This is a genomic window from Stenotrophomonas sp. 05N423, from assembly GCF_056397145.1.
On the sequence record NZ_JBFTMV010000002.1, the window covers coordinates 257957 to 283374 of the forward strand.

The following is a 25418-nucleotide window of genomic DNA, read 5'->3' on the forward strand; positions in this document are numbered from 1 at the left end:
TCAGCGAGTACCGGGGATGCCGGCCGGCGGCGCCGGGAAGGCGCGCAGGAAGGCATCGACGGCGAATTCGGCCCACCGGCGGCGCACCTTCGGGTCGTCGCGGTGGGGGGCATGGAAGCGTTGTCGTTCGAAATCCTGACCGGCGATCATGCTTATTAGCATCTCGGCCATGAAATGCGGATCGTCATGGATGATGCGCCCGCGGGCCATCTCGGTTCGCATCCATTCAGCCAGCTGGTCGCGCAGGGCATCGGCGCCGCTGTGGTACAGCGCGCGGACCTCTTCGCGGAACTCCTGGGCGCCGCTGGCGATCAGCTGCGCGGCCTGGCGGCTGCGCGGCTGGTTGCGGTTCTCCAGATAGCGCAGGGCGAAATCCAGCAATACCTCGCGCAGCGGACGCTCATCGCCACCAGCCAGCGGCGCGGCGGCGATGCTGACGTGCTGGCGCATCGCCAGGCCGAGCAGTTCGCGCTTGCTGCCGTAGCGGCTGTAGAGGGTCTGCTTGGAGCAGCCCACGTGCGCGGCCACCGCATCCATGCTCAGGTGCATGCCCTGGGTCGCCAGCAGTTCGCGCACGGCGTCGAACACGCGCTGGTCGCGTGTGTCGGCGGGCGCGGGTCGGGAGGGCTCGGGATGCACGGATTGGACTATACCGTCCAGTTCACAATTGGTAAAGCGGCGCGAAAAGGCGCTTCCCGCTGCTTTTATTTGTCATCACCAAGAGATGGGTTTTCCAGGAAAAATCTTTTCTGAAACAGTTGGTTGAGAGTGGTTTTGATGGATTCTGCAAAGCCCGATTGCGGCCCTGCAACAAGGCTCTTCGGATGGCGGGGGCTACAATCGCGCCTCCCCAGGAGCCCACTGAAAGCTCAACCATGAAATCGCAAAACAACGCTGCCAAGTCCGCAAAAACGAAATCCCAACCGGCTGCCAAGCAGAGTGTTGCCGAGGCCGGCCTGTCCCTGGAGCCGGTTTTTGCGGCTTTGCGCAAGCGTTACCCCGCCGCGGCCCAGGCCCAGGCGGTGGCATTCGCCTCGGCGTTCTACAAGCGCATGGAAGCCGACGAATTCAGCGCGCATCGCGCCGAGGACTGGGCGGCACTGGCCGCCGGCATCCTGGAGTTCGCCCGCGTGCGCAAGCCGGGCAAGGCCAATGTCCGCGTGTTCAACCCGGGCCTGAAGACGGACGGCTGGGAGTCGGCCCACACCGTGCTGCAGATCGTCAACGACGACATGCCGTTCCTGGTGGACACCGTTTCGCTGGCGCTGGCCGACATGGGCGTGGGCGTGCATGTGCTGGGCCACCCGGTGATCGCGCTCGGCCGCGACAAGGCCGGCAAGCTGGCCGGTGTCGGCGAGGGTTCGCCGGAGTCGGTGATGCTGCTGGAGATCGACCGCCAGCCGGCCGAGGCGATGGACGCGGTGGCAAAGCGCGTGAACGAAGCGCTGGAAGAAGTGCGTTCCATCGTCAAGGACTGGGAGCCGATGCGCGACAAGGCGCTGGCCCTGGCCGACGACCTGGGCCAGCGTACGCTGCCGGTGAGCGAGGAATCGCGCCATGAGGCGCAGGAATTCCTGCGCTGGGCCGCGGACAACCATTTCACCTTCTTCGGCTACCGTGAATACAAGGTCGGCAAGCAGGGCAAGGAAGACGTGCTGGCCGCCCAGAACGGCACCGGTCTGGGCCTGATGCGCGGCAAGGACACCTCGGTGGCGCGCCCGGTCAAGGGGCTGGCGGCGCAGGGCCTGAACACCACCAGCGGCCTGACCGACGCGCTGATCCTGACCAAGACCAATGCCCGTTCGCGCATCCACCGCGGCGGCTACATGGATTACATCGGCGTGCTGGAATTCGACGCCAAGGGCAGGATCGTCGGCGAGCAGCGCTTCCTCGGCCTGTTCACCTCCAGCGCCTACAATCGCCGTCCGTGGGAAATCCCGCTGGTGCGCCAGCGCTACGAGAACGTGATGAAGCGTTCGGGCCTGAGCCCGTCCAGCCACAGCGGCAAGGCGCTGCGCCACATCCTCGAATCGCTGCCGCGCGAGGAACTGTTCCAGTCCAGCGAGGACGAGCTGTTCCGCACCGCGATGGGCGTGCTGGGCCTGCAGGAGCGCGTGCGCAGCCGCCTGTTCCTGCGCCGCGACAAGTTCAGCCGTTTCATCTCCGCGCTGGTGTTCCTGCCGCGCGAACGCTTCAACACCGATGTGCGCCTGCGCATCGAGGCCCTGCTGCGCGACGCGCTGCAGGGCGAATACGTCGACTCCAGCGTGGTGCTCGGCGACTCGCCGCTGGCGCAGGTGCACCTGATCGTGCGCCCGAAGGCCGGGCAGAGCCTGGACCTGGACACCGAGGGCCTGGAAAAGCGCCTGGCCCATGCGCTGCGCAACTGGCAGGACGACCTGCGCGAAGCGCTGGTCGCCAGCCACGGCGAAAGCGAAGGCCTGCGCATCGCCTCGCGCATCGGCAAGGCGCTGCCGGCCGGCTACATCGAGGACTCCAGCGCCGAGATCGCCGCCGCCGACGTGGCCCAGCTCGACGCGCTGACCGGTCCTGACGACCTGCGCCTGAGCCTGCAGCCGATCCTCCGCGACGGCGCCGACGGTCTGCGCATGAAGCTGTACCGCCAGCTCAAGGACATCCCGTTGTCCGACGTGCTGCCGATGATGGAGAACATGGGCCTGCGCGTGATCGCCGAGCGTCCGTACCGCCTGATGGTGGACGATGCGCCGGTCTACGTGCAGGACTTCGAGGTCGAATCGACCGTCGGCGCCATCGACGCGACTGCCGCCAGCGCCGCCTTCGCCGATGCCTTCGCCCGTGTGTGGCATGGCGAGGCCGAGAACGACGGTTTCAACCGCCTGGTGCTGGCCACCGGCCTGGACTGGCGCCAGGTCTCGATGCTGCGCGGCTACTGCAAGTACCTGCTGCAGATCGGTGTGCCGTTCTCGCAGGCCTACGTCGAAGGCACCTTCAACCGCTACCCGCTGCTGGCGCGCCTGATCGTGGAACTGTTCGAAGCCCGCTTCGAGCCGGCGCCGGCCACCGACAAGGCCACGGCCGACGCGCAGCTGGCGCAGTTCAAGGCGCTGGCCGGCGGCGACGCCGCCACCGTCAAGCTGCTCGAGGGCGTGGTCAAGGCGCGCGGCGGCAAGCGCGACGCGCGCATGGCGCTGGTGCACGACACCCTGGTCAAGCTGCTGGACGGCGTATCGAGCCTGGATGAAGACCGCATCCTGCGCAGCTTCATCGGCGTGATCGAAGCCACCCTGCGCACCAGCTACTACATGCCGCGCAAGGACGGCCTGCGTGCCGATGGTGGCCCGGCCGACTACATCAGCTTCAAGTTCGATGCCGCCAAGGTGCCGGACCTGCCCAAGCCGCGTCCGTACCGCGAAATCTTCGTGTGCGGCCCGCGCGTGGAAGGCACCCACCTGCGCTTCGGCCCGGTGGCCCGTGGCGGCCTGCGCTGGTCCGACCGTCGCGAGGACTTCCGCACCGAGGTGCTGGGCCTGGTCAAGGCGCAGATGGTGAAGAACACCGTGATCGTGCCGGTCGGCTCGAAGGGCGGCTTCTTCGCCAAGCAGCTGCCGGACCCGGCGGTGGACCGCGATGCATGGTTCGCCGAGGGCGTGGCCTGCTACAAGCGCTTCATCAACGGCCTGCTCGACATCACCGACAACATCGTCGGCAACAAGATCGTGCCGCCGGTGGGCGTGGTGCGTCATGACATGGACGACCCGTACCTGGTGGTGGCCGCCGACAAGGGCACCGCGACGTTCTCCGATACCGCCAACGGCATCGCCCGCGCGCACGGCTTCTGGCTGGACGACGCCTTCGCCTCGGGCGGCTCGGTCGGCTACGACCACAAGGGCATGGGCATCACCGCGCGCGGCGCGTGGGAGTCGGTCAAGCGCCACTTCCGGGCGCTGGGCCGCGACTGCCAGAAGCAGGACTTCACCGTGGTCGGCATCGGCGACATGTCCGGCGACGTGTTCGGCAACGGCATGCTGCTGTCTGAACACATCCGCCTGGTGTGCGCGTTCGACCACCGCCACATCTTCCTCGATCCGAACCCGGTGGCGGCGAGCTCGTTCAAGGAACGCGCGCGCATGTTCAAGGTGCCGCGTTCGAGCTGGGCCGACTACGACGCCAAGCTGATCAGCAAGGGCGGCGGCGTGTACGCGCGTTCGCTCAAGTCGATCGAGATCACCCCGCAGGTGCGCGAGGCACTGGGCATCGACGCCGGCATCAAGTCGATGACCCCGACCGACCTGATCAACGCCGCGCTGAAGGCGCCGGTGGACCTGGTGTGGAACGGCGGCATCGGCACCTACGTGAAATCGGCCGGCGAGACCAACGCCGACGTCGGCGACCGCGCCAACAATGGCCTGCGCGTCAATGGCGGCGAGCTGCGCTGCAGGATCGTGGGCGAGGGCGGCAACCTGGGCATGACCCAGCTCGGCCGCATCGAGGCCGCGCACAACGGCGTGCTGCTCAACACCGACTTCATCGACAACTCCGCCGGCGTTGATACCTCCGACCACGAGGTCAACATCAAGATCCTGCTCAACGACGTGGTGCGCGCGAAGAAGCTCACTGTCGAGCAGCGCAACAAGCTGCTGGCGTCGATGACCGACGAGGTCGCCGGGCTGGTGCTGATGGACAACTACCGCCAGAACCAGGCCATCAGCCTGATGGAGCGGATGAGCGTCAAGCGCCTGGGCTCCAAGCAGCACTTCATCCGCACGCTGGAACAGCAGGGCCTGCTCGACCGCCAGATCGAGTTCCTGCCGTCCGACGCCGAGCTGTCCGCGCGCAAGCTGCGCGGACAGGGCCTGACCCGTCCGGAACTGGCGGTGCTGCTGTCCTATTCCAAGATCGTCGCCTTCCAGCAGCTGCTGGAGTCGGACATCCCGGAAGACCCGTACCTGTCCAAGGAACTGCTGCGTTACTTCCCGCAGCCGCTGCAGAAGAAGTATGCCGACGCGATGGGCGGCCACCGCCTGAAGCGCGAGATCATCGCCACCGCGGTGACCAACCAGACCATCAACCGCATGGGCGCCACCTTCCTGATGCGCATGCAGGAAGATACCGGCCGCAGCGTGGCCGAGGTCGCCAAGGCCTACACCATCAGCCGCGAGACGCTGGACGCGCGTGCGCTGTGGACGCAGATCGACGCGCTCGACGGCACTCTGCCCGAAGCCGTGCAGGTCGACGCGCTGGAGGTGATCTGGAAGCTGCAGCGTGCATTCGTGCGCTGGCTGCTGAACCGCCCGGGCGCGATGCCCGGCATCACCGCCGCGGTCGAACGCTACCAGGGGCCGTTCAACGACATCCGCATCGCCTCGGGCGTGCTGTCGGATTCGCAGCGCCCGGCCTACGAGGCCAGCGTCAAGCAGTGGAAGGAGAAGGGCCTGCCGGCGGCACTGGCGCAGCAGCTGTCCGAGCTGCAGTTCCTGGAGCCGGCGTTCGACATCATCGAACTGGCCCGCACCCGCAAGCTCAAGCCGGTGGACGTGTCCAAGGTCCACTTCCGCCTGGGCGAAGCCCTGCAGATGCCGTGGCTGTTCGAGCAGATCGACGCGCTGGAGGTCAACGGCCGCTGGCACGCTGTTGCCCGTGGCGTGCTGCGCGACGAACTGGCCGCGCATCAGCGCAATCTGGCCGGCCAGGTGTTGTCGATGAAGGGCAGCAGCGCCGAGGCCAAGGTTGCCGCGTGGCTGGGCCGCGATGACAGCGGTCTGCGCTTCACCCTGGCGATGCTGGCCGAACTGGCCGAGCAGAAGACGCTGGACTACCCGACCGTCTCGGTTGCGGTGCAGCGCCTGGGCCAGCTGGCGGCGCACGGGGTTTGAACCCCGTGGTCGGGCCGGTGAAGCCGGCCCGACCCGAAAGCCTGCGATGCAGGCTTTCGGCACCGCCCTCGGGCTTGCCTATCCCCGCGGCTGTCGCCGCGCCCCCTTAACAAAGGGGGCTTTGCTCCAGAAAGTTGGCAGAGGGTGCCGACCGTGGGTCGGCGCCTGCCAGACAAAGCATCGCGGCCAGGGCCGCTCCTGCGGAAGCAACGAATGTTGCGGCAGGAGCGGCCCTGGCCGCGATGCTTTCTACCCGTAGGAGCGGCTTCAGCCGCGAATGCTTTCCGGACGCGTTGCACAGGCAGTCGCGGCTGAAGCCGCTCCTTCGGACGGGAGCGGGGACGCTCCTGGCCGCGCTGCCTTCCCATCGCAAGGATCAATGCCAAGCGCCCGACTGCTGCCGCGCCATTCGCCGTGGCGGGTTATCCTCGGCAATCCCTACGGCAACCAATGATGGCCATGTCCCCCCGCATCGCCTTTCTCGCCAGCAGCACCGATGCCGCGCAGCAGGCCCGCGAGCGCCTGGCCGTGCGCTATGGCGACCACGCGCCGGATGATGCCGATGTGCTGTGCCCGCTGGGCGGCGACGGCTTCATGCTGCAGACGCTGCATCGCTACGGCAGCACGGGCAAGCCGGTATTCGGCATGAAGCTGGGTACGGTCGGCTTTTTGATGAACCACCATCGCGACGACGACCTGCTGCAGCGGCTGGCGCAGGCCGAGCCGGCGCACCTGCGCCCGCTGGAAATGATCGCCCGCACCGAATCGGGCACCACGGTCGGCTCGCTGGCCTACAACGACGTGTCGATGCTGCGGCAGACGCGGCAGGCGGCGCATATCGGCATCGATCTCAACGGCCAGCAGCGCGTGGAGGAGCTGATCTGCGACGGCGTGCTGGTCTCCACTCCGGCCGGCAGCACCGCCTACAACTATTCGGCGCACGGGCCGATCCTGCCGCTGGGTTCGAACACCATCGCGCTGACGCCACTGGCGCCCTACCGGCCGCGACGCTGGCGCGGCGCCATCCTCAAGGCCGAGACCGAGGTGCGTTTCCGCGTGCTCGATCCGTACAAACGGCCGGTCAGCGTCACCGCCGACTCGCACGAGACCCGCGACGTGGTGGAAGTGACCATCCGCGAATCGCGCGAGCGCCAGGTGACCCTGCTGTTCGATCCTGAACACAATCTGGAAGAACGCATCCTCAGCGAGCAGTTCGAGTTCTGAGCGCAAAGGGCACAATCCTGCAGGAGCGCACTTCAGTGCGCGACGGGCTTCCCCGGTAAAGCTCCATCGCGCACTGAAGTGCGCTCCTGCGGACGCTGCCGTCGGCAGCAGGGCTTCCGGTTAGACTGGCTCCCATCCATCAGGCTTTCCCATCAGGTCCACCCATGGGCGACAACACTCCCAGGCTGCTCACCGTTGCGGTGACATCGCGTGCCTTGTTCGACCTTGAAGAAGGCCATGCGCTGTTCGAGCACGACGGCGTGGAGGCCTACGCCGCCTACCAGCGCGAGCACGAGGACGACATCCTCAAGCCCGGCGTAGCCTTCCCGGTGGTGCGCAAGCTGCTGGCCCTGAACGGCGGCGCGCCGGCGGAAACGCCGCGGGTGGAGGTGATCCTGCTCTCGCGCAATTCGGCCGATACCGGGCTGCGCATCTTCAATTCCATCCAGCACTACGGCCTGGGCATCGTGCGCGCCACCTTCACCGCCGGCGAGCCGACCTGGCCCTACGTCAAGCCGTTCGGCACCGACCTGTTCCTGTCCGCCAATCCCGAATCGGTGCGGCGTGCGCTGGTGCATGGCATCGCCGCAGCCACCATCCTGCCGCGCGGTCCCGGCGAGGTGTCCGCCGCCGCGGCGGCCACCGACACCGGGCGCCCGTCCACGCAGCTGCGCATCGCCTTCGATGGAGACGCGGTGATCTTCGGCGACGAAGGCGAGCGCATCTCGCGCGAGCAGGGCGTGGAGGCTTTCGGTCGCCATGAGCGCGAGAACGCGCACGAGCCGCTCAGCGGCGGGCCGTTCCGCAGTTTCCTGTCGGCCCTGCATGCGCTGCAGGCCGCGTTCCCGGCGGGCGAGGAAGCGCCGATCCGCACCGCGCTGGTCACCGCACGCTCGGCGCCGGCGCATGAGCGGGTGATCCGTACCCTGCGCGAATGGGGCGTGCGCCTGGATGAGGCGCTGTTTCTCGGTGGCCGCCACAAGGGCCCGTTCCTGGAAGCATTCGGCGCCGACATCTTCTTCGACGACTCCCAGCACAACATCGACAGCGCCCGCCAGCACCACAGCGTCGCCGCCGGCCACGTGCCGCACGGCATCGCCAACGCCAGCGCCGACAGCGCCGGATGAGCGGCGACGGAGGCGCCCATGTCCGCCGTACCTGGCGGCACGTGGAACTGCAGTTCCATGGCGACGTCACCCAGACGCGCATGTCGCGCTGGTTCCCGCAGCGGCTGCACGTGGGCTACACCCGCACCATGCTCGCTGCGTTGTGGTTGCACCCGGCGCCGCGCCGCATCGGCATCATCGGGCTCGGCGGTGGCGCGCAGACCAAGTTCTGTCACCGCCACCTGCCGCAGGCACGCATCGACGTGGCGGAAAACGATGCGGACGTGATCGCGCTGCGCGGTGAATTCCAGATCCCGGCGGACGACGCGCGGCTGCACGTCGAATGCGCCGACGGCGCACGCTGGCTGCGCGATCACCGTGGCTGCTTCGACCTGCTGCTGCTCGACGCCTACGACGCGCAGGGCATTCCCGCGGCGCTGTCCACCCAGGCGTTCTACGACGACTGCCGCGCGGCGCTGGGCGCCGACGGCGTCATGGCCAGCAACCTCTACGACACCGACACGCGGGCCCACCTGACGCGGCTGCGCCGTAGTTTCGACGGCCGCGTACTGAAGCTGGACGAGCCGGATATGAGCAACAAGGTGGCGATCGCCTGGAACGGCGCGCCGCGACCTGGGCCGGCCGCGGCGGCGTTGGCGGCGTTGCCGTGGCGCGCGCGCGGGCAGCTGCGCGCCGGGTTCAGGCGGTTGGCGGCTGCCTGGGAGCGGGCTGGGTACTGACCGGGACGGATCACGCCGCGTCTTGCCACGTCCATCGTCCCGCAATGCGCTGTCGTCCGGAGGGCCGTCAATCGCCCGGTGGACGGCCATGGGTCCACAGCGGCCGGAACGCGGACCGGTAGCACCACGCCAGCACCAGCAGATAGCCCAGATGGAATGCGCCCCATGCCAGGTCCTGGTTGAGGAAGGCATGGAATATGAAGATGCCGGTCACCAATGGCGCCAATATCGCGATGCCGAGCGGGGCGGTCCTGCGGAAGAACAGGCAGGCGCCGCCCACGAGGCAGGCCGAGGCGATGAGCGGATCGACGATGCCGCTGTCGGTCAGCGCCGTGGTCAATGCCTTGGCCGCCGGCGTTTCCTTGTGCTCGGGCCATGAAGTTCCAAAAAATCGGTAGGAGAACCATGACGCGCCCACGTAGGTATAGAAGAGCGCGTAGAGCCAGCGGGCGAGACGAATGATCCAGTTCATTGGCTTCCCCTTTGTTGGCCGCCTGCAGGGCGGTAGTGGCCTTGGAACGATGTGCCGGGCGATGCGTGGTTCCCCGGTTGCCGCGACGGACACGGCCGGCACGCCGCTGTCGCTGGTTTTCGTACAGAACCCCGAACCCCTGTCGCGTTGCCTGCGCTCCCCGGGCGGCCAACAGCTTATCGATGGGTTGCCGGGGGCGCCATCGGTGCAGGGGCGTATCCAGACCGCCCAGACTGAACCGGAACTCTAGCCGCATTTGCTTTGTGTGCAGGAAGTCTCTACGGTGGCCGGGCTGAATGACAAGGGTCACCTTGAATCGTGGCCCGATGCTGTAGATGCCTTGTCTGCACTGTTGCACCCGCTTCTCAATTCTCCTTGGAATCAGCGTTCTCGCCGCGAATGCGGCTTCTTCCGCAACAAGGAGCATTGAAATGTCCCAGTCCCAGTCCGGTACCGTGAAGTGGTTCAACGACGCCAAGGGTTTTGGCTTCATCACCCAGGATGGTGGTGGTGAAGACCTGTTCGTCCACTTCCGCTCGATCGAATCGTCCGGCTTCAAGTCGCTGCAGGAAGGCCAGAAGGTCACCTACGTGGCGGTGAAGGGCCAGAAGGGCATGCAGGCCGACCAGGTCCGCGTGGTCTGATCCGATCTGCGATCGCCTGATGAAAAGCCCGGCTTCGTGCCGGGCTTTTTCATTGCGCCGGTTCGCCACGTGCAACCCTGAAGATGGCGGGAGTTCCGTGCTGCCCAGCGAGCTCGCGACGCCAGCGGTTCATATGCATCGCTTCTTTTTTTCGTCCGGCAGGTGTGGCGGACTCTGTGGCATATCCCCGGCGCCAGGCCCCTTGCTGTCCGGGGGCGAAGGGGAAATCCGCGCGACGTGACTGCACATCGCTCGGCAACCCAGTGTTGAAGCTGATGGTGGTGCCCCCGCATGCGATGCGTGGGCGTCCTGGCGGCATCACGAGGTGGATGTTTCCCGGGCGGCGGCATCGACTGGCGATGTGCCAGGGTCGGCACGCTTCCTGGCGAGCTTCTCCTCTTTCTGCTTCTTCTTGGCCAGCTCGCGCTGGCGCTTCTCGAATGAATAGTTGATCTTGGCCAAAGTTGTGGTCCGTTCGGGGGAGGGGAGGTTTCAAGCTTTTTTGGAGGGGTTGTCAGTGGCGGCAGGTTCCACCCTGCCACCCTGACCGGTCGGCGTGGGTTTCACGGCTTGGGTCTTGCCCCGCAACGGGGTGTTGCCGAGTACTTCTATCTTTCCCCCTGCCTTGCCGAATGCGGCCAGGTCCGCGGCGATGCGTTCACCGGTCAGAGGGCCATGCTGGGGTGGGCCCGCGAAAGCCGGGCCGGTTCTTTTCGATAGGGGGCTGCTGGATCTGCGGATGGTGCTCATCTCTTTTCCTCATGCCGTTGTCGATTGGATGGCGTGGTTCCCGGGTGCACATATTCGTCGCGGACGGCTCTGCAATAGGGCCCCCCCATGACAAAGGACCTGCAGACAGCCGGCCGGCTTGCGTAGATCCGGCAGTTCATCCTTTCCCCATCCAGGGCCACGCACCAGCCCTCCGTATCGCGGGCCATGACCCGCAGGCCGTGAAGCCGCGTGGTCAGGTGCGAAGGCACATCGTCCTCGCTGCCCAGCACCACCGTCAGGCGGCAACACACCGCATCGCAAGACGTGCAGTGGACAGCGGCGGGTGTCTGGCACGTTGATGAGTTCAACGCATCCCTCCATGCAGGTTGCGCAGCGTGGCCAATGCCTTCGGCGCCTGTCTGCGGGCAAGGTGCGCCCCGGCCGGTGGATGCTGCGAAGTGGATGCCGGGCCGGTACCTTGGGCGTGGCGCCTGCCTGTCAAGCGGAATATCCGGGCACAGGAAACTCCCGTTGAGCGACCGTCCGGAGCTGCCGGAACGGATGACGCAGGAAAGGGAGCGAAGCGGGCAACTGCCTTGGCGGCTGCGCGGAGCGCGCGTGGCAGGCGTCGCCTGCACGGGCATGCTAGCACCATGCGTGAGAGGGCGGTTTCACGCTTCCAGCAGACCTGGGGCCTTGTATCGCATCGATCACGCCCGCAGCCGACGCGGACTGATGTCCATCATTCGCCCCCGAGCGCTGCGTCCGCAACGGGCCTATCCAATGGCACCGTCTTTCCTGACGTCCAACGGGCCGACCATCCGGTAGCTGTTGAGGACGACGCCGGACACCAGCGCCTGCACGCCAGCCAGTTCGAATGAACGTGCCTGTGTCCCCTCCGCGAAGAAGCGCTTGCCGGTACCGAGCAGGACCGGATAGACGACCAGCAGGACCTCGTCCACGAGTCCGTGTTCGAGCAGGGGCGAGGTCAAGGTGGAGCTGCCGGAGAGGATGAGCTCGCGCCCGCCCTGCGATTTGAGGCGGCGCACATCGCTGATGAGATCCGGGCCGATGCCTTCGGCCGGGCCCCAGGCAAGGCTTTCCGGGCGATGGGTGGCGACGTGCTTGGTGGCGGCATTGAGGCTGTCGGCCAACGGTCCATGCGGTGCCTGCGGCCAGTAGTCCGACCAGAGGTCATAGGTGCGGCGTCCGAGCAGCAGGTCGAAATCGCTGCCATGCGCGGCGGTGATCGCTTCACGGCCGGCCGGCGTGCGATAGGGCACGGTCCAGTCGCTGAAGGGGAAATCGCCGCCATCGGCGGAGTGCTGGATCACGCCGTCCAGCGAGATGTGTTCGATGATCCTGAGTGTTCTCATGGTCCTGCTCCCGTCGGGGTCTGCGGTCTGCCGGCCGGAACCGGCGATGGTGGAGAGGCGCGCGGACCGCGCCGTTGCGTTCTCTCCATCAGCCACGACGCACGACAGGGGTGGAAATCGACAGGCACATGGGACCCACGCCTGGCCGGATGCTGCCGTCAGCCGGGCGCATCCAGCGGCAGCACGATATCGGTCAGGCGCCAGCGCAGCCCCTGCCGGCTCAGCACGAAGACCACTTCGCTGCCGTCGTCCAGTTGCCGGGTAGCGGTGAAGCGCGACAGCGATTCGTAGCGGCCGCGCGCGCCCTGCAGCGGCCGCGCCGGTGCCGGCGGGCCCCAGGTGTCGCCATCGGCGGTATCGCCGGTGGCGCGCTTCCACACGCCATGGCCCTGCAGCAGGGCGGAGATGCCGGCGGGTGTGACCATCACGTCCACAGCCGCGCCGGTCAGGCGGCCGGCCACGCCCAGCGCCATGACGCCGAACAGGCTGGATTGCAGGTCGCTGCCGGCGCGCCGCACCAACTGGTCGTCGAGCTGCGCCTTGAGGTTGACCCGCAGCGCGGGGAAATCGACGTAGCGCGAAAGACGCGCCGCGTCGCGCTGTTCGATCGCCTTGCCGATACCGTGGATCGCCAGCCAGGGGCCGGCAGCCACATAGCCGGCGAGCAGCACCAGCAGGGTGGCGGCGACCGCCAGCAGCCATTTCTTCATCGGCGCGCTCCGTGTTTCAGGCCGGCAGGTCGGGGTGGGATTCGGCCCAGCGCCGCAGCATCACCAGAGTCTCGGCCCAGGCCTGGCTGCAGAAACCGAGGAATTCGCTATCCGGATTCCAGCCCAGGTGCTGCAACTCCACCACCGTCATCGGCTCGCCCTCGTGCGGCAGGCCGCGCCAGGCGCCGGGGCTGGCGCGGCGCGAAAGATCGAAGCGGATTTCGGTGCCGGTCCAGGCCGAGGCCGGGCTCTGCGCCGGGTGCCGGCTGATCACCTCCCAGCGCACACGCTGCGCGGACACTTCCAGTACCGTCATCGCCACCACGCCGTGCGCCGGCCCGGGGTTGTGGCTGAGTACGGTGGCGCCATCGATCACGCTGGCGGTGTGGGCGATCCACCAGCGGCCCAGCCCCTCGGCCGTGGCCAGGCCGGCGTGGACGGTAGCCAGCGGTGCGTCGATCCAGATCTGGTGGTGGATGGCGGCCATGGTGGCGACTCCGTTGGGCGATTGCCGGCTAGGGTGCCGCAAATCCGGCCATGTGGCGTGAATCCGGACAACGGTATCCGGGTCAGCGCCGCTCGAGACGGCTGAGATCCATCAGCATGATCAGCATGGCTACGCCGCCGCCGACCGCACCGACCAGCAATGCGGCATGGGCGCGCCACGGCTCCGCGGCCAGCTGATTGATCGGCATCTGCCAGGGCATGAACACGCCGGCCCGCGCGCCATTGGCGACCACGGCGAAGAACGTGCCGCCGATGCCCAGGGCCAGCGATGGCACGAAGCTGGAAAAGCGCAGCGCGGTCCACAGCTGTATCGCCATCAGCAGCAAGGCGGACAGGAACATGCGGCCCATCAGCAGGGCGATGGAGGCCGGTTCGGCTGTCGTGGCGATGGCGGCGGCCGGACGCAGCAAGGCTGCAAGCCCGGCCGCCAGCCACGCCAGAAGCGGCACCGCCGCGCTCATCCCCGCCACCAACACCAGGATCGCCGCCAGTTTGGCCAGAAGCGGTTGCCAGCGCGGCAGCGGCAGTGCATTGAGGTGGTCCCAGGTGCGTGGTGCATGCTCCATCTGTGCAAGCAGCGCCGACAGCGCGGTGATGGTCATGGGCAGCATGAAGAAAGCCCACACCGCCGCCGCACTGCGCAGCGTCTGTTCGAGAGGAGGTGGCTGCGCCGTGCGCAGGAGGTTGAAGAACACGAACACCGCCACCAGCGCCGGTGCGGCCACCGCCAGCAGGGAGGCCAGTGAGCGGCGCAATTTGAGCCATTCGACCATCAGGCAGGCGTACATCATGCGGCTTGCTCCAGGCGTTCGACCGGTCCAATGGCGGCCGCGCTGCGGTAGAGCTGCTCCAGTCCGCCGCGATGTGGCAACAGGCGATGCAGCGCCACGCCTTCGCGGACCAGCGCGGCGGCGAGCAGGGCCGCGGTCTGGCGCGGTTCGATGGCATCGTCCAGCGGCACCCGCAGCATGGCGGCGCCATCGCCGCCGGTGAAGGTTTCGGCGGCGTTGCCCCACTGCCGCAGCAGGGCGGCGGCACGCGCGTTGTCGCTTGTTTCCAGCAGCAGCTCGCCCGGCAGCGTGCGCAGCAGTTGCGGCAGTTCTCCCTGCAGAACCAGCCTGCCGTCGGCCAGGATGCCGACATGGCTGACGCTCTGTTCGATCTCGGTCAATTGATGGCTGGAAACCAGCACCGTGGCGCCGGTGCGCTCGGGCAGGCTGCGCAGGAAGGTACGCAGGGCAATGATGCCTTCCGGATCCAGGCCGTTGCCCGGTTCGTCCAGCAGCAGCACCGTTGGCGAGCCGAGCAGGGCGCGGGCGATACCCAGCCGCTGGCGCATGCCCAGCGAATATTCCGACACCGGGCGTCCCGCCTGGTGCTGCAGTTCGACCAGTTCCAGTACCCGGGCGATCTCACCGACGGGCAGGCCAAGCAGGCGTCGGGTCAGATCGAGATTTGCAGCGCCGCTGAGCCGGGGGTGGAAACCATGGGCTTCCAGCAGGGCGCCGATCCTGCGTGCGACGGCGATGCGGTTGGAATCCATCGCAAGACCATCTATCCAGATCCGGCCTGCACTGGGCCGAAGCAGGCCGAGCAACAGTTTCAGGGTCGTGGTCTTGCCGGCGCCATTGCGGCCCAGAAAGCCATAGACGCTGCCGGTAGGCACCTCAAGGCACAGTTGCCGGACTGCGACATGACGGTCGAAGCGGCGGGTGAGCTGCTGGGTAAGAATCGCGGCCATGGGAATTTATTTAAGTTTTAGATAAAATCCTCCGCAATTTTCTTTAAGTCAAGATTAAAGTCGGGGCTGCAGTGAAATCACCGTCTTCCCATGAACTGCGCCAGGCCGGTCGACGCCTGCACCGGGCGATCGGACTGATCTGTGCCGGCGTCTGTGTACTGTTGGTGGCGGGCTGGGGCCTGCCGTTGATACGGATGCTGCTGGCGGACGAGGCCGGGAACTGGCGGCAGGCCGCCAGCGGGCTGCTGACGCTGGTGCCCGGGCTGTGCTACCTGGGGGCGCTGTGGCAGGCACGCCCGGCATTTGCCGCTCTGGCGAAGGGAGAGCTGTTCGGGGCCGGGCTGGTCGCGGCGCTGCGCACCATGGGCTGGGCGTTGTTCGCCGGTGCGGCCTTCAGCCTGTTCCTGATGGCAGGCCTGCAGAATCTGCTGCTGGGGTTCGGCAGCTATCTGCACTTCAGCCTGGCGGATATCGCGCTTGGACTCCTGGGGGGCGTGCTGGCGCTGCTGGCGCGCCTGCTGCAACGCGCGGCGGCCCTGCAGGCCACGCTCGACGGGATCGTCTGACGTGCCGGTGAAAGTGACGCTGGATGCGCTGATCGTGGCCCGCGGGCTCAAGGCGCGCGATCTGGCCGCGCAGGTCGGCATCAGCGAAACGCAGCTGTCGCTGTTCCGTTCCGGCAAGGTCCGCGGCATCCGTTTCCGTACCCTGGCGCGGCTGTGTGCGGCATTGGATTGCCGGCCAGGCGATCTGCTTGATTACAGCTTCGACCCGGTGGAGCTGGAGCCGGCATCGGGAGGCGAGCCGGAGCTGGATTGAGCGGAAGGGCGCTCAGAACTCCAGGTCCAGCGCCGCGCACAGGTAATCGACGAACGGGCCCAGGGCGGCGAGGTCGGCGGCGACGGCCTGGCGCAGGCGCGGGCCGGTCATGACTGCGTCCTCCAGCGGGCGCCACAGCACCCAGTTGCGGTGCTTGAGGTCGTCGATGAACTCGAAATCGGCGGGGAAGCCGCGCGGCGCGCGCACCAGTTTCTCGCTGGTCTCGAATTCGTAGCGGCGGCGCGTGGCCGGTGCGTGCGCGGCGGCCTTCCAGCTGCCGGGGTTGTCGAAGATGAACTGGCGGATGCGGCGCTGCGTGTCCGGTTCCGGGTGCCAGATGCCGGCACCGACGAAACTCTCGCCCGGCGCCAGGTGGATGTAGTACGACGGCGCCGGCACCTGCTTGCGGCGCTCATGGAACAGGCGCGCGCCCTGCCAGGTCTTGTACGGGGTCTTGTCGTTGGAGAAGCGCGAGTCGCGGTAGATGCGGAACAGCGAGCCGCCGACGGTGCGCGGGTCGGCGCGGAAGTGCGCACTGACCTGCGCCAGGTCCGGCTGCAGATCGGTGATCAGCCGCAGGAACGGCTGCCGCACGTGTTCCTCATATCGATGCTTGTGCTCGGCGAACCACGGTTTCTCGTTGTGGCGGGCGAGTCCACGCAGGAACTTGAAGCTGGCGTCGCTGAAATAGGCGGTCATGGCGTTTCCTGCAGGGTATGGCGCCACTGCTCCAGCGCGTCGAGCAGGGCCAGCGAGGCGGGATTGTCGTGGTGTTCGCCGCGCAGCGCGCTGATCTGCGTCAGGTACTCGTCCATCGTCTGTTCGGCCATGCCCGGCGTGGTGAAGCGACGCTGGCGATAGTCGTCCCAGCGCGCCCGCTCGCCGGCGTCCAGCGTGCGCGGATGGTTGCGCGCGCGATAGCGGAACAGCAGTTCCGGCAGGCGCGGGTCGCGGAAGTTCGCCTCCATCCCCGCCAGCGCATCGGGTGGGCAGGTGCGCACGCGCGCCAGCTGCGCGCGGTCGCCTTCGGCGAGGAAGCCGTCGTACAGCGCGCCATCGGGATCGGGCGGACCCTCGGCCGGCCGCTCGCGGGCGAACACCCGGCGCACCTTCTCGGCCAGTTCGGGGCCATGCGCGCGCAGCTGCGCGGCGCGCGCGTCCATGGCCGCCGGATCGATGCCCAGCCGCTCGAAATCGGGCGCGCGCAGATGATTCCAGGCGACCAGCGCCGGCACCTTGTTCAGGTGTACTTCCTTGAGCGGGATGCGCTGCTGGCCTTCGGGCAGATCGGCGGCGCGGGTGTACAGGCGCTGGGCGATCTCTTCCACGGACAGGTCCAGCAGCGCCTGCGGATCGCCGTCCAGGTCGAACACGATGACCCGGTTGCCGATGTGCGGATGCGTGGCCAGCGGCAGCACCGGCGCCGCGCACAGGCGACTGGCGGGGTAGCGCATCGAGATGTGCAGCGCGGGCTGCATCGCCACCACGTCCAGCAGGCTGGCGACGAAGCGCTTGTCGCGCAGTTTCAGCGCGTAGTCCCACATGCGTGGCTGCGCCAGCTGGAACTTCCGCGCCATGCCGAGCGTGGCATGCACGTCGGACAGCGCCTCATGCGCATCACCTTCGCGCACGTCGTTGGCCGTGGCCAGGTGTTCGAGCTTGAACGAGGTGGCGCCATCCTCGCGCTGCGGCCAGGTGATGCCGTCCGGTCGCAGCGCGTGCACCAGCCGCAGCATGTCCAGCAGGTCCCAGCGCGAGTTGCCGCCGCGCCACTCGCGTTCGTAGGGATCGAAGAAATTGCGGAACAGGCCGTGACGGACGAATTCGTCGTCGAAGCGCAGCGTGTTGTAGCCCAGCGTGCAGGTCTGCGGGCGCGCCATCAGTTCATTGATGCGGGCGAAGGCCTCGGCCTCGCTGACGCCTTCGGCCAGCGCGCGCTGCGGCGTGATGCCGGTGATCAGCGTGGCGATGGGCGAGGGCAGCAGGTCGTCGGCCGGCTTGACGAAGAAGCTGACCGGCTCGTCGACTACCTGCAGCTGCGCATCGGTGCGCACCGCGGCGAACTGCGCGATGCGGGTGCGGCGCGGGTCCTGGCCGAAGGTCTCGAGGTCGTAGAACAGGAAGGTATCGGGCATGGGGTCCTACCGCCGGCCAGTCGTTTCCGCCGGCCATGGCGAGGGCGGCGCTGCTTGTCGAACGCGCATCATCAATGTGCTCCCTCCAGCACCGGCAGCTGCGCGTGGATGGTTTCCTCCAGCGCGGTCCAGTCGATGCGCTCCAGCGTGGCGTGGCCGGCGGTGGCCTCGGCGAGGATGCGCTGCTGCAGCCGCGTGCGTTCCAGCGCCACCGCGTACGGCGTGTGCAGGAAGGTGACCATGGTGTAGTGCGGTACGAAACGCGTGGGCCAGCGCCGCTGCAGTTCCTGTTCCAGCTCGCGCTGCAGCAGGAAGGCCGGATCGGCGACGCGGTCGCGCATCTCCAGGTAGTTGTCCAGCGCCATCTGCTGGATCGCCGCGGCGTTGGGTTTGCGCTCCGCTTCGAAGGCGGCGAAGGCCCGCGCGGTGTCTCCATGCGCCTCCAGCAGTTCCGCCAGCGCGATGCAGTCCTCGAACGCGCAGTTCATGCCCTGGCCGTGGAACGGCACCATCGCGTGCGCGGCGTCGCCCAGCAGCACCGCCTTGCCGCCCAGATGCCAGCGGTCCAGGTACAGGGTGCCGAGCAGGCCGGGCGGGTGTTGTTCCCAGTCGCGGCGCAGGTGCGGGATCAGCGGCTGCGCATCGGCGAACTCGCGTGCGAACAGCGCCTCGGCCTCGGCGCCGCTGCGCACCGTGGCGAAACTCGGATCGCCCTCGTTGGGCAGGAACAGGGTGACGGTGAAGGTGCCTTCGTCGTTGGGCAGGGCGATGCACATGTAGCGGCCGCGCGGCCAGATGTGCAGCGCATTGGCCTCGATCTGGAAGCCGTTGTCGGCGCCGGGCGGGATCTCCAGCTCCTTGTAGGAGTGGTCGAGGAACTCGGTGCGTTCGCCCAGCGGCGACTTGCGGTTCATCGCCGCGCGCAGCGCCGAGCCGGCACCGTCGGCGCCGACCAGCGGCGTTTCGAAATGGATGTCGTGCGGCTGGTCGTCGCGATCGTCGATGAAGCGCGCATAGCCGGCGTCGAAATCCACCGTGTGCAGGCGCCGGTGGAAATGGAAGCGGGCGCCGGCGTCCTCGGCCAGCTGCAGCAGGGTGGTGTTGAGGTCCTTGCGGTGCACCGACCAGATCACTTCGCTGTCGTCGCGGCCGTAGCGCTGCAGCTGCGGCGCGCCGCCGTCGCGCGGGTGCACCATGCGCCCGCGCATCATCACCGTGCGCTCCATCACCGCTTCTTCCACGCCGGCCTGGCGCAGTGCGTTGCGGCCGCGTTCGGCCAGCGCCAGGTTGATCGAGCGGCCGCTTTCATAATCGGCCACGCGCGGGTCGCCGCGGCGTTCGTAGACGGTGACGCTCCAGCCGCGGCGCGAGAGCAGGATGGCGAGCAGGGAGCCGGCCAGGCCGGCGCCGATCAGGGTCAGGTGACGCGGGGAAGAAACGGTCAAGTCGTTGGTTCCGTTGGATCAGGGGCCGGCCCAGGCTTCCACTTCCTCGACGAAGCGCAGCACGTCGCGGTAGCGGTTGTACATGGGGGTCGGGGAAATGCGGATCACGTCGGGCTCGCGCCAGTCGCCGAGCACGCCGACCGACTGCAGATGCTCGAACAGGGAACGGCCCTGTTCGCGGCCGCCGGTCACGCGCAGCGACAGCTGGCAGCCGCGCCGCCCGGTTTCGGCGGGGGTGACGATCTGCAGCACATTGGACAGACGCGCGCGCACCAGCGTTTCCAGATAGCCGGTCAGCTGCAGCGACTTGGCGCGCAGCGCCTCCATGCCGGCCTGGTCGAAAAGCTCCAGCGAGGCGCGCAGCGGTGCCAGCCCCAGTACCGGCGGATTGCTCAGCTGCCAGCCTTCGGCGCCCAGTTCGGGCACGAACTCCGGCGCCATGCGGAAGCGCGTGGCCTGCTCATGGCCCCACCAGCCGGCGAAGCGCGGCAACGTGGTGTCGCGGGCATGGCGTTCGTGCACGAAGCAGCCGGCGACCGCGCCCGGGCCGCCATTGAGGTATTTGTAGTGGCACCACACCGCGAAATCGGGAGCGACGTCGTGCAGCGCCAGCGGCACGTTGCCGACCGAATGGGCGAGGTCGAAGCCGATGTTGGCGCCCTGCGTGCGTGCCAGCCGGGTGATCGCGTCCAGGTCGAACGCCTGTCCGGTGCGGTACTGCACGCCGGGCCACAGCACCAGCGCCACGCGCTTGCCGTGCCCGACGATGGCGCGTTCGATCGCCGCCATCGACAGCGTGCCGTTGGTTTCGTCCGGCTGCACTTCGATCAGGTCGGTGGCCGGGTCGAAGCCATGGAAGCGGATCTGCGCTTCGACCGCGTGGCGGTCGGTGGGGAAGGCACCGGCTTCCATCAGGATCGCCGGGCGCTCGCGCGTGGGCCGGTAGAAGCTGACCATCATCAGGTGCAGGTTCACGCTCAGCGTGTTCATCGCCACCACTTCCACCGGCCGCGCACCGACCACGCGCGCCAGTTGATCGCGCACCAGGCGGTGGTAGTTCATCCAGTGGGTCGGGCCGGTGAAATGGCCTTCGACCGCGATGCGCGCCCACAGGTCCATCACCTCCTGCACCATCGCCTGTGCGCCGCGCGGCTGCAGGCCGAGCGAGTTGCCGACGAAGTAGGCCTGGTCGGCGCCCTGGTGCTGCGGGAACAGGAACTGGCCGCGCAGCTGGCGCAGCGGATCGGCCGCGTCGAGCGCGGTGGCGTGGGCCGGGGACAGGATTTCGTTCATCGGTTGGGATGCGTCGCGAATGAAGCCGCAGTGTACCGCCATGCCATTCAGGCTACGGCATGTGTCGACCCTGCGGCCTGACCGGCGTCAAGCCCCGGGGCTTCGCTTCGATCTCATGCTTCCGGCGTGTTTCGTCTCGTCGCGAGTGGGCGCCGGAACGGTTACGGAGCCGGTACCGGCGGCAGCGGGTGCACCGCGCCGCACTGTCCGCAGGTACGGTGCCGCAGCGAGGAATGGAAACGGTCGAACACCTTGGGCAGGTCGGTCTCGATGTTGCCCAGGTGGAAGAACTCCTCGTACAGCTTGTGGTTGCACTGCTCGCAGTGCCAGGCCACGCCGTCGAGCTCGTGCGGCAGGCGCTTGCGTTCGACCACCAGGCCGATGCCGCCGGGCGGCCGCCGTGGCGAATGCGGCACCCGGGCCGGCAGCAGGAAGATCTCGCCGGCGCGGATCGGGATGTCGCGTACCGCGCCGTCCTCCTGCACCTTGAGCACCATCTCGCCCTCGAGCTGGTAGAACCATTCCGGGCCTTCGTCGTAGTGGAAGTCGGTGCGCGCGTTGGGGCCACCGACCACCATGACGATGAAATCGCCGTTGTCGATCATCCTGTTGCCCACCGGCGGTTTGAGCAGGTGGCGGTTGGCTTCGATCCAGGCGTGCAGGTTGATCGGCGAGGCGGGCATGGTGGGTTCCGGTCGGGAGTCAGTCGCGCCTGCCATGGCGCGGAACGAAAGCCAGCGCGCTCTCGTAGGCCGGCTTCAGGTCTTCGGACGCGCCCACGTCGATGCCCATCTCGCTGACGCGGCCGTCCTTCAGGCTGTAGACCCAGCCATGCACCATCAGCTTCTGGCCGCGCGCCCAGGCGTCCTCCACGATGGTCGAGCGGCACAGGTTGGCGACCTGCTCGATGACGTTCAGTTCGCACAGGCGGGCGTGCCTGAGCTCGTCGTCCTCGATCGCGTCAAGGATCGCCGAGTGCTTCTGCACCACGTCGCCGACATGGCGAAGCCAGTTGTCGGCCAGGCCGACGCGGGTGTTGTGCAGGCAGGCATGCACGCCGCCGCAGCCGTAGTGGCCGACGATCAGGATGTGTTTCACCTTGAGCTGGTCCACCGCGTACTGCACCACGCTCAGGCAGTTCAGGTCGCTGTGCGCCACCACGTTGGCGACGTTGCGGTGCACGAATACCTCGCCCGGGGCCATGCCAATGATCTGGTTGGCCGGCACGCGCGAATCGGAGCAGCCGATCCACAGGTATTCCGGGTGTTGCTGCTTGGCCAGCTGGTGGAAGAACCCGGGATCTTCCTTGGCGATCCGGTCCGCCCATTCGCGGTTGTTCTGCAGCAGCCTGCGGATGTCTTTCATTGGGGGTGTCCCTGGCGTCGGTGGGGAGGAAGGCGCGGCCGGCGTGGCTGCGTCGTCGCGGGAAACGGGTGCGCTCAGTCGCCGGTGGCGGCCTGCCCGCGATGCCGGCGCATCCACTGCGCCAATTCATGGGAAGCAGGGCCGGGCAAGCGTTCCAGTGCGGCGATCACCGCCTGCTGGTTGGCGTCCGGGTGGTTCTGGCTCAACTTCAGTTTGATCTGTACCTGTTCGACCCGGAAGCGGAAGCCGACGATGCCGCGCAGCTGGCGGCGCTGATCATCGCGCTCCGGTTCGAAGCGCCAGTCCTGGCCGACGCCGGCCTCGAAGCGGTCGCTGAGCGCGCCGACCAGCGCGGCCAGTGCATCTTCCCCGTCGAAGGGTTCCAGGCGGCCGCCCAGTTCGGCGCTGGCGTAGTTCCAGGTCGGCACGCGCGCGGCGCTGTCCTTGTCCGGATACCAGCTGGCCGATACATAGCCGTGCGGGCCATCGACCAGCACTTTGGCGGCACCGGCATGACGCGCCTGCGGGTTCGCCCGGGCCCAATGGCCGAGCAGTTCGACGCGGTCGCCGTCGCGCTGGTACAGCACCGGCAACCGGGTCAGTTCGGGCAGGCCGTCGCTACCGGTGGTCAGCACCGTGACGAACGGATCGCGCTCCAGCAGGCGATCCAGCCAGACCAGATCATGCTCGGCGAAGGCGCGCGGGGTGAACATCGGCCGCTCAGGCGCGCCCGCCCAGCGATTGCACCATGCGTCCGCGCAGCTCGCCGTCGTTGCCGGCCTGCGGTGGCTGCACTTCATGCAGCGAGAAGCCGCGCGCCAGCGCGTCCTCTTCGTCCAGCCCGTCCCAGGCGACGAACTCGGCGTCGAACAGCTGCGCGCGCGCGGTGTCCTCGCTGTCGTAGCTCAGGGTGTTGCCGTCGCTGTCCAGCACCTCGGCGGTACCGGCCGGGCGCACGCGCAGGCGAGCCCATACCAGGGTGGTGCCGAGGCTGGCCAGCCACCACTGGTCGGCGGAAGTATCGATGTCGTTCATTTCAGTACCAGGGAATAGAGCCAGAGCAGGCCGGCCATGCCCAGCCCGAACCAGATCACGCACAGCGCGATCCGGGCCGGGGTAGCCAGACCGCTGAGCGCGCGGTCGTCGAGCGTGCGGTAGCGGCCGCCGACCAGCCAGCGCAGGGCCTTGCCGTCGAGGAAGGCGAAGTCGCCGAAGCCACCGGCGATCGCCGGATGGCGGTCGCGCACATGCACCAGGGTCAGCGGCCAGAAGATCAGGAACGCGCTGAACCCGGCAATGGCCACGCCGACGAAGCACAGGGCGAGGAACAGGGTCACCGGCGAGGCCTCCGTGTCAATGGATCAGAATTCCGCCGAGCCCGGCGCGCGCGGGTAGGGGATGGCGTCGCGGATGTTGGACAGGCCGCAGACATACACCACCAGCCGCTCGAAGCCCAGGCCGAAGCCGGCATGCGGCACCGAGCCGTAGCGGCGGAAATCGCGGTACCACTGGTAGTGCTCCGGATCCAGGCCGAACTGCGCCATGCGCGCGTCGAGGATGTCCAGGCGCTCCTCGCGCTGGCTGCCGCCGATGATCTCGCCGATGCCCGGGGCCAGCACGTCCATCGCGGCGACGGTTTTGCCGTCGTCGTTCAGGCGCATGTAGAAGGCCTTGATGTGCTCGGGATAGTTGGTGACCACCACCGGGCGGCCGACGTGTTCCTCGGTCAGCCAGCGCTCGTGCTCGGTCTGCAGGTCCAGGCCCCATTCGACCGGATAGTCGAACTTCCGGCCGGACTTCTGCAGCAGGCTGACCGCATCGGTGTACTCGATGCGCTCGAACGGTGCGTTGACGAAGGTCTCCAGGCGGGTGATGGCGTCCTTCTGCACGCGTTCGGCGATGAAGGCCATGTCATCGGCGCGCTCGTCGAGCACGGCGCGGAACAGGTACTTGAGGAACTCTTCGGCCACGCGCGCATCTTCGGCCAGGTCGGCGAAGGCGATTTCCGGCTCCACCATCCAGAATTCGGCCAGGTGGCGGGTGGTGTGGCTGTTCTCGGCGCGGAAGGTCGGGCCGAAGGTGTAGACCTTGCTCAGTGCCAGGCAGTAGGCCTCGACGTTGAGCTGGCCGGACACGGTCAGGAAGGTTTCCTTGCCGAAGAAATCGCGGCTGAAGTCGATGCCGCCATTCTCGCCGCGCGGCAGGTTGGCCATGTCCAGCGTGGAGACGCGGAACATCTGGCCGGCGCCTTCGGCGTCGGAGGTGGTGATGATCGGCGTGCTGATCCAGTAGTAGCCGTTCTCGTGGAAATAGCGGTGCACCGCCTTGGCCAGGCAGTCGCGGATGCGGGTGACCGCGCCGAACAGGTTGGTGCGCGGGCGCAGGTGCGCCACTTCGCGCAGGAATTCCGGCGACATCGGCTTGGGCTGGATCGGGTAGGTCAGCGGGTCCTCGACCCAGCCGACGATTTCCAGGCTCTGGCCCTGGATCTCGAAGCTCTGGCCCTTGCCCTGCGACTTCACCAGCTTGCCGCTGGCGACGACCGAGCAGCCCGGGGTCAGGCGCTTGATGTCGTCGAAATTGGCCAGCGCATCGGTGGCCACGACCTGGATCGGAGCGAAGCCGGAGCCGTCGCTGACATTGACGAAGGCCAGCCCGTTGGAGGCACGGACCGTGCGAACCCAACCGCGAACCGTGACTTCTCCGCCTTCCGGGATCTTCCCGGCCAGGGCGTGCGCAACGCTGACCACCGTCATGACTTGAATCCTCTGCTGATCGACTCGATCTGTGAACACGGAATTCTAGCGGCTGCGCGGCCGGACAGGCGAGGAATCCGCCATCCGGGGCTCGTACAGCCGGGTTTTCCTATAATCGCCCCCGCAATTCCCCGGAGTCGTTCCCCCATGGCCATCCATCTCACTCCCGTCGCCTTCGCCCGCGTCCAGCGTTTCGTCGAGCAGACGCCCGGCGCGCTGGGCCTGCGTTTCGGCGTGACCCGCACCGGCTGCTCGGGCTGGGGCCACATCACCGACCTGGCGCGCGAACAGCGCGAGGACGACACCGTGTTCGAACAGGACGGCGTGCGCATCTTCGTCGACGCCGACAGCCTGGCCCTGGTGGACGGCACCGAGATCGACTTCGGCAAACAGGGCCTGAGCGAGACCTTCACCTTCAACAACCCCAACGCCACCGCCGAGTGCGGCTGCGGCGAGAGCTTCACCACCGACGAAACCCACCGCTGAGGCGGAGCGGGAGGGCGCCGCCTCGGCCGCGCC

The 25418-nt window shown here is 67.7% G+C and carries 28 protein-coding genes; 9 read left to right on the forward strand and 19 right to left on the reverse strand.

The annotated features are described in order from the left end of the window. Positions 1-639 (reverse strand): TetR/AcrR family transcriptional regulator, encoded by a 639-nt coding sequence (locus AC1DGW_RS05020; protein ID WP_478020094.1) that lies wholly within the window; start codon positions 637-639, stop codon positions 1-3. A 236-nt stretch (positions 640-875) separates the two neighbouring features. Here AC1DGW_RS05020 and AC1DGW_RS05025 point away from each other — a divergent pair, with 236 nt between their 5' ends. From AC1DGW_RS05025 to AC1DGW_RS05040, 4 genes are all read left to right on the forward strand, one after another. Further along, positions 876-5855: an NAD-glutamate dehydrogenase gene (locus tag AC1DGW_RS05025; RefSeq protein ID WP_478020096.1), complete on the forward strand. Its 4980-nt coding sequence runs from the start codon at positions 876-878 to the stop codon at positions 5853-5855. Positions 5856-6308: 453 nt separating this feature from the next. Continuing rightward, on the forward strand, positions 6309-7079 hold the full coding sequence (locus tag AC1DGW_RS05030) for an NAD kinase (protein WP_478020098.1): 771 nt from the start codon (positions 6309-6311) through the stop codon (positions 7077-7079). Positions 7080-7243: 164 nt separating this feature from the next. Beyond that, positions 7244-8206, forward strand: a complete 963-nt coding sequence (locus tag AC1DGW_RS05035) for a 5'-nucleotidase (protein ID WP_478020100.1) — start codon at positions 7244-7246, stop codon at positions 8204-8206. Further along, entirely contained in the window at positions 8203-8925 is a 723-nt protein-coding gene (locus AC1DGW_RS05040) for a fused MFS/spermidine synthase (protein WP_478020104.1), read from the forward strand. The genes AC1DGW_RS05035 and AC1DGW_RS05040 overlap by 4 nt, the downstream gene beginning before the upstream one ends. A gap of 67 nt (positions 8926-8992) precedes the next feature. On the opposite strand, the gene AC1DGW_RS05045 is transcribed toward AC1DGW_RS05040, so the two are convergent. Further along, positions 8993-9397: a hypothetical protein gene (locus AC1DGW_RS05045; protein ID WP_478020106.1), complete on the reverse strand. Its 405-nt coding sequence runs from the start codon at positions 9395-9397 to the stop codon at positions 8993-8995. Between AC1DGW_RS05045 and AC1DGW_RS05050 the strand changes: the two genes are divergently transcribed. Both AC1DGW_RS05050 and AC1DGW_RS05055 read left to right on the forward strand, forming a co-directional pair. Next, positions 9384-9647: a hypothetical protein gene (locus AC1DGW_RS05050; RefSeq protein ID WP_478020108.1), complete on the forward strand. Its 264-nt coding sequence runs from the start codon at positions 9384-9386 to the stop codon at positions 9645-9647. The genes AC1DGW_RS05045 and AC1DGW_RS05050 overlap by 14 nt on opposite strands. Positions 9648-9828: 181 nt before the next feature. Next, on the forward strand, positions 9829-10041 hold the full coding sequence (locus AC1DGW_RS05055; RefSeq protein ID WP_055764855.1) for a cold-shock protein: 213 nt from the start codon (positions 9829-9831) through the stop codon (positions 10039-10041). Between the two features lie 318 nt (positions 10042-10359). On the opposite strand, the gene AC1DGW_RS05060 is transcribed toward AC1DGW_RS05055, so the two are convergent. The 7 genes from AC1DGW_RS05060 to AC1DGW_RS05090 form a co-directional block, all read right to left on the reverse strand. Then, complete coding sequence (locus tag AC1DGW_RS05060; RefSeq protein WP_478020113.1) at positions 10360-10503, reverse strand: hypothetical protein; 144 nt, start codon at positions 10501-10503, stop codon at positions 10360-10362. A gap of 284 nt (positions 10504-10787) precedes the next feature. Then, positions 10788-11120 (reverse strand): YkgJ family cysteine cluster protein, encoded by a 333-nt coding sequence (locus AC1DGW_RS05065; RefSeq protein WP_478020115.1) that lies wholly within the window; start codon positions 11118-11120, stop codon positions 10788-10790. Positions 11121-11528: 408 nt separating this feature from the next. Further along, positions 11529-12128: a dihydrofolate reductase family protein gene (locus AC1DGW_RS05070; protein WP_478020117.1), complete on the reverse strand. Its 600-nt coding sequence runs from the start codon at positions 12126-12128 to the stop codon at positions 11529-11531. Between the two features lie 158 nt (positions 12129-12286). Beyond that, entirely contained in the window at positions 12287-12838 is a 552-nt protein-coding gene (locus AC1DGW_RS05075; protein ID WP_478020119.1) for a DUF2939 domain-containing protein, read from the reverse strand. A 16-nt stretch (positions 12839-12854) separates the two neighbouring features. Continuing rightward, positions 12855-13325 (reverse strand): SRPBCC family protein, encoded by a 471-nt coding sequence (locus tag AC1DGW_RS05080; protein ID WP_478020121.1) that lies wholly within the window; start codon positions 13323-13325, stop codon positions 12855-12857. 82 nt (positions 13326-13407) lie between these two features. Then, entirely contained in the window at positions 13408-14136 is a 729-nt protein-coding gene (locus AC1DGW_RS05085; protein ID WP_478020123.1) for an ABC transporter permease, read from the reverse strand. Continuing rightward, a complete protein-coding gene (locus tag AC1DGW_RS05090) occupies positions 14133-15086 on the reverse strand; it encodes an ATP-binding cassette domain-containing protein (protein WP_478020125.1) in 954 nt (317 codons plus the stop codon). Before AC1DGW_RS05090 ends, AC1DGW_RS05085 begins: the two co-directional genes overlap by 4 nt. 71 nt (positions 15087-15157) lie before the next feature. Here AC1DGW_RS05090 and AC1DGW_RS05095 point away from each other — a divergent pair, with 71 nt between their 5' ends. Both AC1DGW_RS05095 and AC1DGW_RS05100 read left to right on the forward strand, forming a co-directional pair. Next, positions 15158-15652: a DUF2975 domain-containing protein gene (locus AC1DGW_RS05095; protein ID WP_478020127.1), complete on the forward strand. Its 495-nt coding sequence runs from the start codon at positions 15158-15160 to the stop codon at positions 15650-15652. Position 15653: 1 nt separating this feature from the next. After that, on the forward strand, positions 15654-15905 hold the full coding sequence (locus AC1DGW_RS05100) for a helix-turn-helix domain-containing protein (RefSeq protein WP_478020129.1): 252 nt from the start codon (positions 15654-15656) through the stop codon (positions 15903-15905). 12 nt (positions 15906-15917) lie between these two features. Here the strand turns inward: AC1DGW_RS05100 and AC1DGW_RS05105 are convergent, their stop codons facing one another. From AC1DGW_RS05105 to asnS, 10 genes are all read right to left on the reverse strand, one after another. Continuing rightward, on the reverse strand, positions 15918-16604 hold the full coding sequence (locus AC1DGW_RS05105) for a DUF2461 domain-containing protein (protein ID WP_478020131.1): 687 nt from the start codon (positions 16602-16604) through the stop codon (positions 15918-15920). After that, positions 16601-18040, reverse strand: coding sequence for an exodeoxyribonuclease I (gene sbcB, locus AC1DGW_RS05110; protein WP_478020135.1), 1440 nt, complete (start codon positions 18038-18040; stop codon positions 16601-16603). Before sbcB ends, AC1DGW_RS05105 begins: the two co-directional genes overlap by 4 nt. A 71-nt stretch (positions 18041-18111) precedes the next feature. After that, entirely contained in the window at positions 18112-19485 is a 1374-nt protein-coding gene (locus AC1DGW_RS05115) for an FAD-dependent oxidoreductase (protein ID WP_478020139.1), read from the reverse strand. A gap of 18 nt (positions 19486-19503) precedes the next feature. Next, the gene (gene kynU, locus AC1DGW_RS05120; protein ID WP_478020141.1) at positions 19504-20778 is read right to left on the reverse strand and encodes a kynureninase; all 1275 of its coding nucleotides are present in this window, start codon (positions 20776-20778) and stop codon (positions 19504-19506) included. Positions 20779-20939: 161 nt separating this feature from the next. Beyond that, entirely contained in the window at positions 20940-21461 is a 522-nt protein-coding gene (locus AC1DGW_RS05125) for a 3-hydroxyanthranilate 3,4-dioxygenase (RefSeq protein WP_478020144.1), read from the reverse strand. Between the two features lie 19 nt (positions 21462-21480). Next, positions 21481-22143, reverse strand: a complete 663-nt coding sequence (gene can / locus AC1DGW_RS05130; RefSeq protein WP_478020146.1) for a carbonate dehydratase — start codon at positions 22141-22143, stop codon at positions 21481-21483. Between the two features lie 74 nt (positions 22144-22217). Next, a complete protein-coding gene (locus tag AC1DGW_RS05135; protein WP_478020149.1) occupies positions 22218-22856 on the reverse strand; it encodes an FMN-binding negative transcriptional regulator in 639 nt (212 codons plus the stop codon). 7 nt (positions 22857-22863) lie between these two features. Continuing rightward, the gene (locus AC1DGW_RS05140; protein WP_478020152.1) at positions 22864-23178 is read right to left on the reverse strand and encodes a hypothetical protein; all 315 of its coding nucleotides are present in this window, start codon (positions 23176-23178) and stop codon (positions 22864-22866) included. Beyond that, positions 23175-23480 (reverse strand): hypothetical protein, encoded by a 306-nt coding sequence (locus AC1DGW_RS05145; RefSeq protein WP_478020154.1) that lies wholly within the window; start codon positions 23478-23480, stop codon positions 23175-23177. Before AC1DGW_RS05145 ends, AC1DGW_RS05140 begins: the two co-directional genes overlap by 4 nt. A gap of 24 nt (positions 23481-23504) precedes the next feature. After that, positions 23505-24899 carry an asparagine--tRNA ligase gene (gene asnS, locus AC1DGW_RS05150; protein ID WP_478020156.1) on the reverse strand — a complete coding sequence of 465 codons (1395 nt, stop codon included), beginning with the start codon at positions 24897-24899 and terminating at the stop codon, positions 23505-23507. A gap of 147 nt (positions 24900-25046) precedes the next feature. Between asnS and AC1DGW_RS05155 the strand changes: the two genes are divergently transcribed. After that, positions 25047-25385, forward strand: a complete 339-nt coding sequence (locus AC1DGW_RS05155) for a HesB/IscA family protein (protein ID WP_478020158.1) — start codon at positions 25047-25049, stop codon at positions 25383-25385. Positions 25386-25418 lie beyond the last annotated feature (33 nt).

Excerpts from the sequence above, each read along its gene's own strand:
- AC1DGW_RS05025 (WP_478020096.1), top strand. The coding sequence starts at position 876 with ATGAAATCGCAAAACAACGCTGCCAAGTCCGCAAAAACGAAATCCCAA.
- AC1DGW_RS05030 (WP_478020098.1), top strand. The coding sequence starts at position 6,309 with ATGGCCATGTCCCCCCGCATCGCCTTTCTCGCCAGCAGCACCGATGCC.
- AC1DGW_RS05035 (WP_478020100.1), top strand. The coding sequence starts at position 7,244 with ATGGGCGACAACACTCCCAGGCTGCTCACCGTTGCGGTGACATCGCGT.
- AC1DGW_RS05040 (WP_478020104.1), top strand. The coding sequence starts at position 8,203 with ATGAGCGGCGACGGAGGCGCCCATGTCCGCCGTACCTGGCGGCACGTG.
- AC1DGW_RS05050 (WP_478020108.1), top strand. The coding sequence starts at position 9,384 with ATGATCCAGTTCATTGGCTTCCCCTTTGTTGGCCGCCTGCAGGGCGGT.
- AC1DGW_RS05045 (WP_478020106.1), bottom strand. The coding sequence starts at position 9,397 with ATGAACTGGATCATTCGTCTCGCCCGCTGGCTCTACGCGCTCTTCTAT.
- AC1DGW_RS05055 (WP_055764855.1), top strand. The coding sequence starts at position 9,829 with ATGTCCCAGTCCCAGTCCGGTACCGTGAAGTGGTTCAACGACGCCAAG.
- AC1DGW_RS05070 (WP_478020117.1), bottom strand. The coding sequence starts at position 12,128 with ATGAGAACACTCAGGATCATCGAACACATCTCGCTGGACGGCGTGATC.
- AC1DGW_RS05075 (WP_478020119.1), bottom strand. The coding sequence starts at position 12,838 with ATGAAGAAATGGCTGCTGGCGGTCGCCGCCACCCTGCTGGTGCTGCTC.
- AC1DGW_RS05080 (WP_478020121.1), bottom strand. The coding sequence starts at position 13,325 with ATGGCCGCCATCCACCACCAGATCTGGATCGACGCACCGCTGGCTACC.
- AC1DGW_RS05085 (WP_478020123.1), bottom strand. The coding sequence starts at position 14,136 with ATGATGTACGCCTGCCTGATGGTCGAATGGCTCAAATTGCGCCGCTCA.
- AC1DGW_RS05090 (WP_478020125.1), bottom strand. The coding sequence starts at position 15,086 with ATGGCCGCGATTCTTACCCAGCAGCTCACCCGCCGCTTCGACCGTCAT.
- AC1DGW_RS05105 (WP_478020131.1), bottom strand. The coding sequence starts at position 16,604 with ATGACCGCCTATTTCAGCGACGCCAGCTTCAAGTTCCTGCGTGGACTC.
- sbcB (WP_478020135.1), bottom strand. The coding sequence starts at position 18,040 with ATGCCCGATACCTTCCTGTTCTACGACCTCGAGACCTTCGGCCAGGAC.
- kynU (WP_478020141.1), bottom strand. The coding sequence starts at position 20,778 with ATGAACGAAATCCTGTCCCCGGCCCACGCCACCGCGCTCGACGCGGCC.
- AC1DGW_RS05125 (WP_478020144.1), bottom strand. The coding sequence starts at position 21,461 with ATGCCCGCCTCGCCGATCAACCTGCACGCCTGGATCGAAGCCAACCGC.
- can (WP_478020146.1), bottom strand. The coding sequence starts at position 22,143 with ATGAAAGACATCCGCAGGCTGCTGCAGAACAACCGCGAATGGGCGGAC.
- AC1DGW_RS05135 (WP_478020149.1), bottom strand. The coding sequence starts at position 22,856 with ATGTTCACCCCGCGCGCCTTCGCCGAGCATGATCTGGTCTGGCTGGAT.
- AC1DGW_RS05140 (WP_478020152.1), bottom strand. The coding sequence starts at position 23,178 with ATGAACGACATCGATACTTCCGCCGACCAGTGGTGGCTGGCCAGCCTC.
- asnS (WP_478020156.1), bottom strand. The coding sequence starts at position 24,899 with ATGACGGTGGTCAGCGTTGCGCACGCCCTGGCCGGGAAGATCCCGGAA.
- AC1DGW_RS05155 (WP_478020158.1), top strand. The coding sequence starts at position 25,047 with ATGGCCATCCATCTCACTCCCGTCGCCTTCGCCCGCGTCCAGCGTTTC.